The following is a 12,491-nucleotide window of genomic DNA, read 5'->3' as shown; positions in this document are numbered from 1 at the left end:
GCGAAACGGTCCGCACCAGCAATGGAAGGCTTGCCGAACCTGGCTAGTCGAGGCGGTCGAACGCCGCGTCGAGTCCGTCGAGGCCGGAGGTGTCGATCAGGAAGTCCCGTTCGAGAACCGTCCGGAACTCGTCGATGTCGGTGATCACCCGACGCTCCGACGTCCCGTCGGAGTGATGCACCGACAGCCGGCGCCCGGCGAGCGCGAAGCGCCGATCCGCGGTCGCGCGCGCCGCCATCAGCGACGTGACGAACCTCGACTGCGGCCATGTCGACAGGTACCAGTTGGTGGGCTCGTAGTCGACCGGGTACTGCGGGTGCAGGTCGAACCGGTACGTGGTGCGCCACTCGCTGCCGACGAGTGCCTGCATCGCCCAGTCGCCGCCCACGTCGACCAGCCGGAACGGTTCGAGTGGGGTCGGCTGCTCGGTGTCCCGCTCGAGCCGCAGCGTCCCGGTCAGCGTCATCCCGCCGAAGCCGGTGTCGATCACGCGGCGCTCGTCGTCGAGGTCGACCAGCAGCAGCATGTGGGTGCGGGCCGTGATCGCCGTCACGTCCCCGCCCCACAGCACCCGGCCGGCGAGCGGGGTGACGGTGAAACCGAGGTCGAGAAGCGCGGCCCGCAGCAGCAACCCGTGTTCGAAGCAGTAGCCGCCGCGGCCGCCGTGCACGAGTTTGCGCTGCAGCGACTCGATGTCCAGGCGGTTCGGGACACCCCGGAAGGGGTCGAGGTTCTCGAACGGGATCGCGGTGGTGTGCCGGGCGGCGATCGCGTCGAGGGTCTCCCGGGTCGGGGTGCGCGGTCCGTCGAAGCCGATCCGGGAGAGGTACGCGTCGAGGTCGAAGGTCACTCGGTCAGGCTAGGCGGCTCCGCCGCCCGTGAGTCCTTTCGGCCCGGTGGCGGACCGGAAGGACTCACGGTTGACATTGACGCAGCGTCAACCGGCACGCTGGTGTCATGCGCGAATGGTCGATCCAGGACCTGGCCAGGGCGGCAGGTGTCACCAGCCGCACCCTGCGGCACTACGGGGACCGCGGCCTGCTCGCACCGAGCCGGATCGGCACCAACGGGTACCGCTACTACGACGAGGACGCCCTGGTCCGGCTGCAGCGGATCCTCCTGCTGCGCGACCTCGGGCTGGGACTGTCCGCGATCGCGGAGGTCCTGGACGGGCAGCGGGACCCGGCCACCGCGCTGCGCACCCATCTGGAGCTTCTCGAACAGCAGCGAGAACGCATCGGCAGGCAGATCGCGTCGGTGCGCACCACCTTGGAAAAGACGGAGAGAGGAGAGCCTCTGATGGCTGAGGAGATGTTCGACGGTTTCGATCACACCCGATACCGGGACGAGGTCGAGCAGCGGTGGGGCGAGCAGGCCTACGCCGACGGCGACCGCTGGTGGACGTCGATGTCCGACACCGAGCGCGGCGACTGGAAGCAGCGAGCCGCCCGGCTGGCCGCGGACTGGACGGCGGCCGCCGAGGCCGGGATCGACCCCGCCGGCCCGCAGGCCCGGGATCTGGCCCGCAGGCACGTCGAGTGGCTGGCTTCCGTCCCCGGGACGCCCGGGTACGGCGGCGAGCCGAACCGGGAGTACATCCTCGGCCTCGCCGACATGTATGTCGAGGACGAGCGGTTCGCCGCCAACTACGGCGGACGCGCCGGTGCCGAGTTCGTCCGGGCGGCGCTGCGTGCCCTGTGAGCGTTTCTGGTGGTCCCGGCTACCAAAAGCACTCACAGGCGGCGCAGCCGCCTCCGTCCGATACCCTGGTTGCCCGTGACCTCCGTATCCCCAGGCTCCGCGACCACCGGCCAGTACGACCTGATCATCGTCGGATCCGGATTCTTCGGACTGACCGTTGCGGAACGAGCCGCAACGCAGCTGGGGAAGAGGGTGCTGGTCCTCGACCGCAGACACCACATCGGCGGCAACGCGTACTCGGAGGCCGAACCCGAGACCGGCATCGAGGTCCACCGGTACGGGGCGCACCTGTTCCACACCTCGAACAAGCGCGTCTGGGACTACGTCAACCAGTTCACCGACTTCACCGGCTACCAGCACCGCGTCTTCGCGATGCACCAGGGCCAGGCCTACCAGTTCCCGATGGGCCTCGGGCTGGTGTCGCAGTTCTTCGGCAAGTACTTCACCCCCGACGAGGCGCGCGCGCTGATCGCCGAGCAGGCCGCCGAGATCGACACCAAGGACGCGAGCAACCTCGAGGAGAAGGCGATCTCGCTGATCGGCCGGCCCCTCTACGAGGCGTTCGTCCGCGACTACACGGCCAAGCAGTGGCAGACGGACCCCAAGAACCTGCCCGCGGGCAACATCACCCGCCTGCCCGTCCGGTACACCTTCGACAACCGCTACTTCAACGACACCTACGAGGGTCTGCCCGTCGCCGGCTACACCGCGTGGCTCGAGAGCATGGCGAAGGACGACAACATCGAGGTGCGGCTGAACACGGACTGGTTCGACGTCCGCGACGAGCTGCGCGCGGCCAGTCCCGACGCCCCCGTCGTCTACACGGGACCGCTGGACCGGTACTTCGACTACGCGGACGGCGAACTCGGCTGGCGCACCCTCGATTTCGAGACCGAGGTGCTGCCGACCGGCGACTTCCAGGGCACGCCGGTGATGAACTACAACGACGCGGACGTTCCCTACACCCGCATCCACGAGTTCCGGCACTTCCACCCCGAGCGTACGTACCCGGCCGACAAGACGGTGATCATGCGGGAGTTCTCCCGGTTCGCCGAGTCCACCGACGAGCCGTACTACCCGATCAACACACCCGAGGACCGCACGAAGCTCGAGGCGTACCGGGCGCGGGCCAAGGCGGAGACCGTGGACGCGAAGGTGCTCTTCGGTGGTCGGCTGGGCACCTACCAGTACCTGGACATGCACATGGCGATCGCCAGCGCGCTGAGCATGTTCGACAACACCCTGCGCCCGCACCTCGAGTCCGGCGCACCCCTCGGCGGCGGGAACGACGAATGACCCCGAAGCACCTGCTGGAGCAGGACACCCTGTTCGACGACCGGGAACTTCTCGGCAAGGCGCTGCTGCAGCGGGTGATCCTGCCGCGGCCCGGTGAGCCGCTCGACGTGCGCACCCTCTACCTCGAGGAGTCGCCGACCAACTCCCGTCGCGCGCATTCGCTGTCGCGGACCTCGCTCGCCCTCGGGGCAGAGTCCGAGGTGTCGATGTGCAGTTACTTCAACGCCTTCCCGGCCAGCTACTGGCGACGCTGGAGCGTGCTCACCTCGGTGGTGCTGCGGCTCGAGCTGACCGGCCACGGACGGGTCGACGTGTACCGCTCGAAGGCGGACTCCTCCCGAATCCATGTGCAGGGCCAGGAGTTCCGCGGGGCGGATGGCTCCACCACCGTCGAGTTCGAGGTGGAACTGGCGCCGTTCGAGGACGGCGGCTGGATCTGGTTCGACGTCACCACCGACACCGACGTCGAGCTCGTCGCGGCCGGCTGGTACGCGCCGATCGAGGCCCCCGGCGCCGGACGCGTCGCCATCGGCATCCCGACCTTCAACCGGCCCACCGACTGCGTCAAGGCGCTGGCCGCCCTCGGCTCCGACCCCCTGGTGCTGGGCGTGATCGACGCCGTGATCATCCCCGACCAGGGCACCCGCAAGGTGCGCGACGAGCCCGGGTTCGCCGAGGCCGCCGCCGTCCTCGGGGACCGGCTCGCCATCCACGACCAGCCCAACCTCGGCGGCTCCGGCGGCTACAGCCGCGTCATGTACGAGGCGCTGAAGACCACCTCCTGTGAACACATCCTGTTCATGGACGACGACATCGAGATCGAGCCCGACTCGATCCTGCGCGCGCTGGCCATGGCCCGGTTCGCGAAGTCGCCGATGCTCGTCGGCGGTCAGATGCTGAACCTGCAGGAACGCAGCCACCTGCACACGATGGGCGAGGTCGTCGACCGGTCGATCTTCATGTGGTCGGCCGCGCCGAACGTCGAGTACGACCACGACTTCTCCCGGTTCCCGCTCAGCGACCGGGAGAACTCGAAGCTGCTGCACCGGCGCATCGACGTCGACTTCAACGGCTGGTGGATGTGCATGATCCCGCGTGTCGTCGCGGAGGAGATCGGGCAGCCGCTGCCGCTGTTCATCAAGTGGGACGACGCCGAGTACGGTCTGCGGGCCCGCGCGGCCGGCTATCCGACCGTGACGATGCCCGGCGCCGCGATCTGGCACATGGCGTGGTCGGACAAGGACGACGCCATCGACTGGCAGGCGTACTTCCACCTGCGCAACCGCCTCGTCGTCGCGTCCCTGCACATGCCCGGCAACGGCCGCGGTCTCGTCGTCAACACCGTCAAGGCGACGCTCAAGCACCTGCTGTGCCTCGAGTACTCCACCGTTGCCATCCAGAACCAGGCGATCCGCGACTTCCTCGGCGGGCCCGAGCACATCTTCGACCTGCTCCCCACCGCTCTCGGCGAGGTCCACGCGCTGCGTCGCGAGTACCCGGACGCGGTGGTGCTGCCGTCGTCGACGGAGCTGCCGCTGCCCTCGGGTGCCGGCGTCGGGGCGGTCGGCGCACCGGGCAACCCGCTCGCGAAGCTCGTCCGGCTCGGCAAGGGCCTGGTCCACAACGCGCGGCCCGCGCACGAGGAGCACCACGAGCGCCCCCAGCTGAACGTGCCCACCCTCGACGCCCGCTGGTACCTGCTGTCGCAGGTCGACGGCGTCACCGTCACCACCGCCGACGGACGCGGCGTCGTCTACCGCAAGCGTGACCCGCGGCAGGCGTGGGGCCTGCTGAAGGAGGCGCTGCGGTTGCGCCGCGAACTGGCCCGCCGCTTCCCGGAACTGAAGGACGAGTACGCCGCCGCGGTGCCGTCGCTGACCAGCAAGGAGAGGTGGGAGCGTGTCTTCGGCATCTGAGGTCAAGGTTCTCAACCGGGTCCAGTCGACGATCGGTGCGCATCCCGAGGTCGTCAGTGCCGCGCGCGGCATGTCCCACTTCGGTGAGCACGCCCTCGGCTGGATCGCCGTCGCCGGTGTCGGGGCCGCGCTCGACCGACCCCGCCGACGCCAGTGGCTCGGAGTCGCCGTCGGTGCCGTCGGCGCGCACGCCGCGTCGATCGTCATCAAGCGGGTCGTGCGCCGGCCCCGGCCGAACGACCCGTCCGTGCAGGTCAACGTGTCGACGCCGAGCAAGCTGAGCTTTCCGTCCTCGCATGCGACCTCCACCACCGCCGCCGCGGTGCTGCTCGGTCGGCTCACCGGGCTACCCTTGCCCGCGGTGCTGGTGCCCCCGATGCTGCTCTCGCGGCTCGTGCTCGGTGTGCACTACCCGACCGACGTGCTCGCCGGGTCCGCCCTGGGAGCAGCCTCGGCCGCAGTGGTGCTGCGTGCCGAACGGAAGTTTGGAGAGAAATGAGCGAGCACCCCGCCGAGGTCGCCGGACCCCCCAAGTCGCTGCCGGCCGGGATCGTCAAGGCGATGCGCCCGCGTCAGTGGGTGAAGAACGTCCTCGTGCTCGCCGCCCCGCTGGCCGCGGGCTCGGTGACCGAACCCGACGTCCTGGTGCCGGTCGCGCTGGCGTTCGTGGTGTTCTGCATGGCCGCGTCGGGCATCTACCTCGTCAACGACGCGATGGACGTCGAGGCGGACCGCCAGCACCCGACCAAGCGGTTCCGCCCGATCGCCGCCGGGGTGCTGCCCGTCAACATGGCCTACGGCATGGCGGTCGCTCTGCTGAGCGGCTCGATCCTGCTGTCGTTCCTCGCGAACTGGCAGCTCGCGGTCGTGATGGCCGTGTACATCGGGATCCAGCTCGCCTACTGCTTCGGTCTCAAGCACCAGGCCGTCCTCGACATCTGCATCGTCTCGTCCGGGTTCCTGATCCGGGCCATCGCCGGCGGTGTCGCCGCCGACATCCCGCTGTCGCAGTGGTTCCTGCTGATCATGGCCTTCGGGTCGCTGTTCATGGCGGCGGGCAAGCGGTACGCCGAGCTCTCGCTCGCCGAGGCGACCGGCGCCAAGATCCGCAAGTCGCTCGAGTACTACACCTCCACCTACCTGCGGTTCGTGTGGACGCTGGCCGCGACGGCCGTGGTCATCTGCTACGGACTGTGGGCGTTCGAGCGTGACCAGGAGACGGGGTCGAACTGGTTCGCCATCTCGATGATCCCGTTCACCATCGCGATCCTGCGCTACGCCGTCGACATCGACGGCGGCGAGGCCGGCGAACCCGAGGAGATCGCATTCCGGGACCGCGTGCTCCAAGTCCTCGCGGTCGCGTGGATCGGAGTTGTGGGTGTCGCTGTCTACATCGCCTGACGCGACCCGCAGCGGGGAGCCCCGCACCGCCGACGGCGGGCGGCCCGCGGAGTCCCGCGAGTCGGTCGCGCCGCCCCTGACCCGGTGGGTGTACCTCGGGGGCATCGTGGTCACCGCAGCCCTGTTCCTGTGGGGCGCCTGGGAACGGCGGTGGATCGCCGACGACGGCCTGATCGTGCTGCGCACGGTCCGCAATCTGCTCGCGGGCAACGGGCCGGTCTTCAACGCGGGGGAGCGCGTGGAGGCGAACACCAGCACCCTGTGGACCTACCTGGTCTACGCCTTCGGCTGGGTGACGCAGATCCGGCTCGAGTACGTCGTCCTGACCCTGGCCCTGGTGTTGTCGGTCTCCGCGGTGGTCCTCGCGATGCTCGGGGCCGGCGCGCTCTGGCGGGGAGCGGGTCGCGGGCGCCTCGCCGGGACGCTGCTGCTGCCTGCCGGCGTCCTCGCGTACATCGCGGTGCCGCCGGCGCGCGACTTCGCCACGTCCGGCCTCGAGAGCTGCCTGGTCATCTTCTGGCTCGCGCTGCTGTGGCTGCTGCTCGTGCAGTGGGCCCAGCGCACCCCGACCACGACCCGGGTGCTGGTGCTGGCGTTCATCGCCGGGCTGGGCCCGCTGGTCCGTCCGGAGATGGCGGTGCCGGGCGCGTTGGTGCTGCTGCTGATCTTCCTGGTGCCCGGCAGTTGGAAGCTCCGCGCCGCGATCGCCGTCGTCGCGGGCGCCGTGCCGGTCGGCTACCAGATCTGGCGGATGGGGTACTACGGGTTGCCCTACCCGAACACCGCGGTGTCCAAGGACGCGGGCGGCGCGAAGTGGTCGCAGGGCCTGACGTATCTGTGGAACCTCGTCGGGCCGTACTGGCTGCTGCTGCCCCTCGCCCTCGCCGGCGGCTACGCCGGCTGGCTCGCCTACCGCCGCTCCGGACTCGGGCTGCCCGGGGCCCGTGCGGGTGCGACGGGGCTGGCCCGACTGCACACGCCCGCGGCCGTCGTCGTCCTCTTCGTCGGCACCGGCCTGCTGCTCGGGCTCTATTCCGTCCGCGTCGGTGGCGACTTCATGCACGGCCGGGTTCTGCTCCCGGTGCTCTTCTGCCTGATGCTGCCGATCGCGGTGCTGCCGGTTCGGGTCCCGCGCCGCGACCAGTGGGGCCGGACGCCGGCGACCACGCTTTTCGCTGTGGGTTCGCTGGTCTGGTTGGCGACGGTGGTGTGGGCGGTCGCGGCGTCCACGGCGCAGGGCATGCCCAACGGGACGGTCGTCGGCAAGTCCGGCATCGTCGACGAACGCAACTTCTACGTGCAGGGCACCGGTCACGCCCACCCGATCCGCGCCGAGGACTACCTCGACTACCCGCGGATGCGGGCGATGGTGCAGACGATCGCCGACAACCCGGACGGCGGCCTGCTGCTGCCCGCCGCGTACTTCACCTACTGGGATCTGGTTCCGCCCCCGCTGCCGATACCCGACGGCGGTGCGGGTCACACGGTGTATTTCCTGAACCTCGGCATGACGAGCATGAACGTCGGTCTCGACGTGAAGGTGATCGATCAGATGGGGTTGGCGTACCCGCTCGCCGCGCACACCGAGCGGCTCGGGGACGGCCGGATCGGACACGACAAGGCCCTCTACCCGGACTGGGTGATCGCCGACACCGGCATGGTCGACCAGCATCCGTGGATGCCGTGGTACCTCGACGAGGACTGGGTCGCGCAGGCGGAGGTGGCCCTGACGTGTCCGGACACCCAGGAGTTGCTGGCGTCCTCGCGGGCGGAGCTCACCCGGCCGCTGTTCATCCGCAACCTCAAGCGGGCGTTCCACTACGCCGGCTACCGGATCGATCGGGTGCCCGCCTACGAGATCCAGCGCTGCGGTCTGCAGATGCCGCCGGAACAGCCCAGGTAGAAGGGCTGAGCGCGGCAAATGTCACAGTCCAGTAACGCTGTTGTACGGGCGACGATAAACGGGTGTGTTCGCCTCGGTACCGAGCCTCGCATCAAGAAGATCGGGGGCCGGGGCACCGGTTGTCAGAGCCAATGCGGTCGCATACAGTCCAGCGAGCGCAGTGTGACCCTCAGTTCCACTGCCGATCACGCGTGCGTGGGATCGGCAGGGCCGTGGCCTTCTGGCCAGACTTCCGGGCCGCTTCGGCGGGCACCGCAGGAAAGAAAGAGAGCAATATTCATGCGTTTAGGCAGACCGAGGTTCCAGAACCTCAAACGACGCCTCCTCGGCCTCTCGGCCGCAGCGCTCGTGCTGCCCGTCACCGCTGGTATTGCGGGTACCGCCGTCGCCGGCGCCGCACCGATCGCGCACCGCGCGCCGTCGGGTGGCTACGAAGAAGTGATGGTGCCCTCCTCCATGGGTCCGATCAAGGTCCAGATCCAGTGGGCCGCGCGTGGTGGTGGCGCCGCGCTCTACCTGCTGGACGGCCTGCGTGCCCGTGACGACCGCAACGCGTGGTCCTTCGAGACCAACGCACTCGAGCAGTACGCCAACGACAACGTCACCCTGGTGATGCCGGTCGGTGGCGAATCCTCCTTCTACAGCGACTGGATGTCCCCGTCGAACTTCAACGGCCAGGACGTCACGTACCGGTGGGAGACCTTCCTGACCAAGGAACTCCCCGACTACCTCGCGACCCGCGGCGTGTCGCGCACCAACAACGGTGTGCTCGGTCTGTCGATGGGCGGTTCGGCGGCCCTGACCCTGGCTGCCTACCACCGGGACCAGTTCAAGTTCGCGGGTTCGCTGTCGGGTTACCTGAACATCTCCGCGCCGGGCATGCGTGAGGCGATTCGCGTCGCGATGCTCGACGCGGGCCGCTTCAACGTGGACGCGATGTGGGGCCCGCCGTGGAGCAAGGCATGGCTGCGCAACGACCCGTTCGTGTTCGCGCCGAAGCTCGAGGGGCTGTCGCTGTACATCTCCGCCGCGAGCGGTCTGCCCGGCCCGTTCGACCAGCCGCGCAAGCCGATCGACTTCTACAACACCAGCAACGCGATGGGGCTCGAGGCCCTCGCCCTGGTCAACACCCGCGCCTTCCAGGTGCGGATGGCCACCCTGGGCATCGATGCCACCTACAGCTTCCCGTCCAACGGCACCCATTCGTGGCCGTACTGGTCGGCGGAACTGTTCAACGCCCGGACCCAGATCCTGGACACCCTGAACGCCTGGTGACCGGATTGCCTGCCGACTGATCACTCGGATGCCGCCCCGCGCAGACGCGCGGGGCGGCATCCGTCGTTCGAGCACGTGAACGTAACAAAGCATCAGAAGGTGCCGCGCGTCACATCCGTCACACCTGCCCCGACGTGTAGAAATGGACACACGAGTGTTCATGCGTCACAACGCATAGGCGTGCGAGTCGGGGACCACGAAGACACGCCGGGTTCACCGAGACCGGCCACACCAGAAAGCGAGTCACCGTCAATGCGACCATCGTCGAGAAAGTTGGGGCTGCGCTCCCACCGGAGTGACCGACGCGGCCGTGCGCTGGCGCTGGTGGCCGCCGCTCTCGTCCTGCCCGCCGCCGCCGGACTGACGACCGTCGGTGTGGCAGCGGCACAACCGACCACGACGACCCCGACCGCCACGACGACGACCTCCCCGGCCCCGGAGACGATCGCGCCGGTCCAGAAGTCGGCCACCACGACCACGAAGTCCGCGGCGCCGACCACGACCACCGTCGCCCCGACCACCACGACCGCACCGACCACGACGACGACCGTCGCCCCGACGACCACGGTCGCCGCGCCGGCCCCGGTCATCTCCGCACGGTCCGAGGCCGCGCCGAGCCGAACGATCCCGGGAGTCTCGAAGGTCGAGTGGATCACCGACCGACGCGTCGCGCTCTGGGTCGACTCGGCCGCGATGGGTGCGCCGTTCCAGGTGCAGATCCTGCTGGCGCGCGACTGGAACGCCAAGCCCGACGCCACGTTCCCGGCGCTGTACATGCTCGACGGCCTGCGTGCTCGCGACGACGAGAGCGGCTGGACGATCGAGACGGACGCGGTGAACTTCTACGCCGACAAGAACGTCAACGTGATCCTGCCGGTCGGCGGCCAGTCCAGCTTCTACTCCGACTGGCTCGAGCCCGACAACGGCAAGTTCTACCAACTGGAGACGTTCCTGACGAAGGAACTGCCGCCGGTCCTGCAGAAAAGCATGCGCACCACCGACACCCGCGGCGTGATCGGCCTGTCGATGGGCGGCACCTCGGCGATGTTCCTCGCCGCCCGCAACCCCGGCTTCTTCAAGTTCGCGGGCTCGTTCTCGGGGTACCTGAGCACGACGTCGTTGGGCATGCCGCAGGCGCTGCAGTTCGCGATGCAGGATGCGGGCGGATACAACGTCAGCAAGATGTGGGGCGCGCCGACCAATCCGCTGTGGAAGGAACACGACCCCTACATCCAGGCCGAGAACCTCAAGGGAACCAGCCTGTACATCTCGAGCGGCAGCGGCATGACCGGTCCGTACGACCAGCCATCCGGCATCCCGGGTGTGTCCACCAACTACGCGGGCATGGGCCTCGAGATCCTGTCGCGGCTGACGTCGCAGTCGTTCGCCACCAAGCTGAACCAGCTCGGTATCCCCGCGCAGGTCAACTACCGACCGTCGGGAACCCACTCCTGGCCGTACTGGCAGTTCGAGATGCACCAGGCGTGGCCGCAGGTCGCGAACGCACTCGGTGTCGCGGCCAGCGCCCCGGCCTGCGGCCTCGGCGGCGACATCGGCGCGCTGGCGAACGCGAACCCGTGGCTCGGCGGCTGCGTCACCGGTGAGTACGGCGTCGCGGGTGGACTCGCGCAGGACTTCCGCAACGGCCGGATCTTCTGGTCCGGCGGCACCGGCGCGCAGGTCGTCACCGGCATGATCGGTGGCGAGTACCAGGCGATGGGCGGCCCCGCCGGCCCGCTCGGCCTCCCGACCACCAGCGAGTTCGGCACCCCGGACGGCCGTGGTCGCGCCAACCACTTCCAGGGCGGCTCGATCTACTGGACCCCGCAGACCGGCGCGCACTCGGTGCGCGGCGCGATCCGTGATCTGTGGGCGTCGCAGGGCTGGGAGACCGGCCCGCTCGGCTACCCGGTCGGCGACGAGACGGACACGCCGGACAAGGACGGCGCGGTGCAGGGCTTCGAGATCGGCGCGATCTACTGGAGCCCGACCACCGGCGCGAATGGTGTCCAGGGTCTGATCATGCAGAAGTACGGCCAGATGGGCTACGAGAACAGCTGGCTCGGGTTCCCGAAGAGCAGTGAGCAGGGCCCGCTCCGCGACGGCGGCCGGTTCAACGTGTTCGAGAACGGCAACATCTACTGGAGCGTGCTCAGCGGGGCCTGGTCGGTGAAGAACGGACCGATCTTCGACGCCTGGGGCAGCCAGGGCTGGGAAGGCGGCCGGCTCGGCTACCCGGTCGGTGACGAATTCCCCATCGCCGGTGGTGTCCAGCAGAACTTCCAGTTCGGCAACATCACGGTGAACAACGGTAACGCCGAGATCCACTAGCGGATCGGCGTGGGCGGGCCGGGTTCGACGACGAACCCGGCCCGCCCGCGTCGGTACCCTCGACAGCGATCACCCAGGAGCGGCGGCCGGGCCCGCCGACCACCGGACAGGACTGTGTAGATGCTCTTTCCCTCCCGTACCCCGCTCGTGAAGGCGTTGGCCGTCGCGTCGTTCGCGGCCGTGTCGGTCGGCGTCCTCGCGGGCTGTGGCAGCGACGACTCGACCGCGTCGAGCACGCCGACACTGACCACCGCCGCCGGATCCGGGTCTCCGACCGTGCCGCCGCTGGCCACCGGCATCGAGGTGCCCGCCTACACGACACCCTCCGTCGCGGCGACCGCGCCGCCGGAGACCCCGGAGCCGGTCCCGAGCGGGTTCCCCGGTCCCACGGAGGTTCCGCCGATCGACGACCGCGGACGGGCTTTCCTGGCGGAGTTGGAGGAGCACGGAGTCACCTACGCGGACAACGGCAACATCGCCATCTCGACCGCGAACTACATCTGTGCCGCGAAGCAGAGCAACGTCGCCGACGCGGAGATCCTGGCGTACGTGACCGGGATGGCGGGGGTCGAGGCCGGACTGACCGGCGGGACCCCGTCCGAGGCGGACGCGGTGATGCACGCGCAGGTGTACATCGACGCTGCCACGTCGACCTACTGCTCGTAGTC

The 12,491-nt window shown here is 69.2% G+C and carries 10 protein-coding genes; 9 read left to right on the top strand and 1 reads right to left on the bottom strand.

All coding sequences use genetic code 11. The features are described 5' to 3' along the window. Positions 1 to 43: 43 nt before the first annotated feature. Positions 44 to 850 (bottom strand): arylamine N-acetyltransferase, encoded by an 807-nt coding sequence (locus ACFYVR_RS14040; protein WP_387473992.1) that lies wholly within the window; start codon positions 848 to 850, stop codon positions 44 to 46. A 107-nt stretch (positions 851 to 957) separates the two neighbouring features. Between ACFYVR_RS14040 and ACFYVR_RS14035 the strand changes: the two genes are divergently transcribed. From ACFYVR_RS14035 to ACFYVR_RS13995, 9 genes are all read left to right on the top strand, one after another. Continuing rightward, on the top strand, positions 958 to 1,701 hold the full coding sequence (locus tag ACFYVR_RS14035; protein WP_387473991.1) for a MerR family transcriptional regulator: 744 nt from the start codon (positions 958 to 960) through the stop codon (positions 1,699 to 1,701). A 75-nt stretch (positions 1,702 to 1,776) separates the two neighbouring features. Beyond that, positions 1,777 to 2,997, top strand: coding sequence for a UDP-galactopyranose mutase (glf, locus tag ACFYVR_RS14030; RefSeq protein ID WP_387473989.1), 1,221 nt, complete (start codon positions 1,777 to 1,779; stop codon positions 2,995 to 2,997). Further along, the gene (locus tag ACFYVR_RS14025) at positions 2,994 to 4,913 is read left to right on the top strand and encodes a glycosyltransferase (RefSeq protein WP_387473987.1); all 1,920 of its coding nucleotides are present in this window, start codon (positions 2,994 to 2,996) and stop codon (positions 4,911 to 4,913) included. The genes glf and ACFYVR_RS14025 overlap by 4 nt, the downstream gene beginning before the upstream one ends. After that, complete coding sequence (locus ACFYVR_RS14020; protein WP_387473986.1) at positions 4,897 to 5,412, top strand: phosphatase PAP2 family protein; 516 nt, start codon at positions 4,897 to 4,899, stop codon at positions 5,410 to 5,412. Before ACFYVR_RS14025 ends, ACFYVR_RS14020 begins: the two co-directional genes overlap by 17 nt. Further along, a complete protein-coding gene (locus ACFYVR_RS14015; RefSeq protein WP_387473984.1) occupies positions 5,409 to 6,314 on the top strand; it encodes a decaprenyl-phosphate phosphoribosyltransferase in 906 nt (301 codons plus the stop codon). The genes ACFYVR_RS14020 and ACFYVR_RS14015 overlap by 4 nt, the downstream gene beginning before the upstream one ends. Next, positions 6,292 to 8,217 (top strand): flagellar motor control protein ZomB, encoded by a 1,926-nt coding sequence (gene zomB / locus ACFYVR_RS14010; protein ID WP_387473982.1) that lies wholly within the window; start codon positions 6,292 to 6,294, stop codon positions 8,215 to 8,217. The genes ACFYVR_RS14015 and zomB overlap by 23 nt, the downstream gene beginning before the upstream one ends. Before the next feature lie 279 nt (positions 8,218 to 8,496). Next, positions 8,497 to 9,492: an alpha/beta hydrolase gene (locus ACFYVR_RS14005; protein WP_387473980.1), complete on the top strand. Its 996-nt coding sequence runs from the start codon at positions 8,497 to 8,499 to the stop codon at positions 9,490 to 9,492. Between the two features lie 252 nt (positions 9,493 to 9,744). After that, positions 9,745 to 11,823, top strand: coding sequence for an alpha/beta hydrolase-fold protein (locus ACFYVR_RS14000; protein ID WP_387473978.1), 2,079 nt, complete (start codon positions 9,745 to 9,747; stop codon positions 11,821 to 11,823). 120 nt (positions 11,824 to 11,943) lie between these two features. Beyond that, positions 11,944 to 12,489 carry a DUF732 domain-containing protein gene (locus ACFYVR_RS13995; protein WP_387473976.1) on the top strand — a complete coding sequence of 182 codons (546 nt, stop codon included), beginning with the start codon at positions 11,944 to 11,946 and terminating at the stop codon, positions 12,487 to 12,489. Positions 12,490 to 12,491: the final 2 nt, after the last annotated feature.

It is taken from the genome of Rhodococcus sp. NPDC003318, from assembly GCF_042879035.1.
Classification (GTDB): domain Bacteria; phylum Actinomycetota; class Actinomycetes; order Mycobacteriales; family Mycobacteriaceae; genus Rhodococcus_G.
This window is presented reverse-complemented; position numbering and strand designations above follow the sequence as displayed.

What these genes read in the sequence shown, in the direction of transcription:
- ACFYVR_RS14035 (WP_387473991.1), top strand. Translation starts at nt 958, where the DNA reads ATGCGCGAATGGTCGATCCAGGACCTGGCCAGGGCGGCAGGTGTCACC.
- ACFYVR_RS14025 (WP_387473987.1), top strand. Translation starts at nt 2,994, where the DNA reads ATGACCCCGAAGCACCTGCTGGAGCAGGACACCCTGTTCGACGACCGG.
- ACFYVR_RS14015 (WP_387473984.1), top strand. Translation starts at nt 5,409, where the DNA reads ATGAGCGAGCACCCCGCCGAGGTCGCCGGACCCCCCAAGTCGCTGCCG.
- ACFYVR_RS14005 (WP_387473980.1), top strand. Translation starts at nt 8,497, where the DNA reads ATGCGTTTAGGCAGACCGAGGTTCCAGAACCTCAAACGACGCCTCCTC.
- ACFYVR_RS14000 (WP_387473978.1), top strand. Translation starts at nt 9,745, where the DNA reads ATGCGACCATCGTCGAGAAAGTTGGGGCTGCGCTCCCACCGGAGTGAC.
- ACFYVR_RS13995 (WP_387473976.1), top strand. Translation starts at nt 11,944, where the DNA reads ATGCTCTTTCCCTCCCGTACCCCGCTCGTGAAGGCGTTGGCCGTCGCG.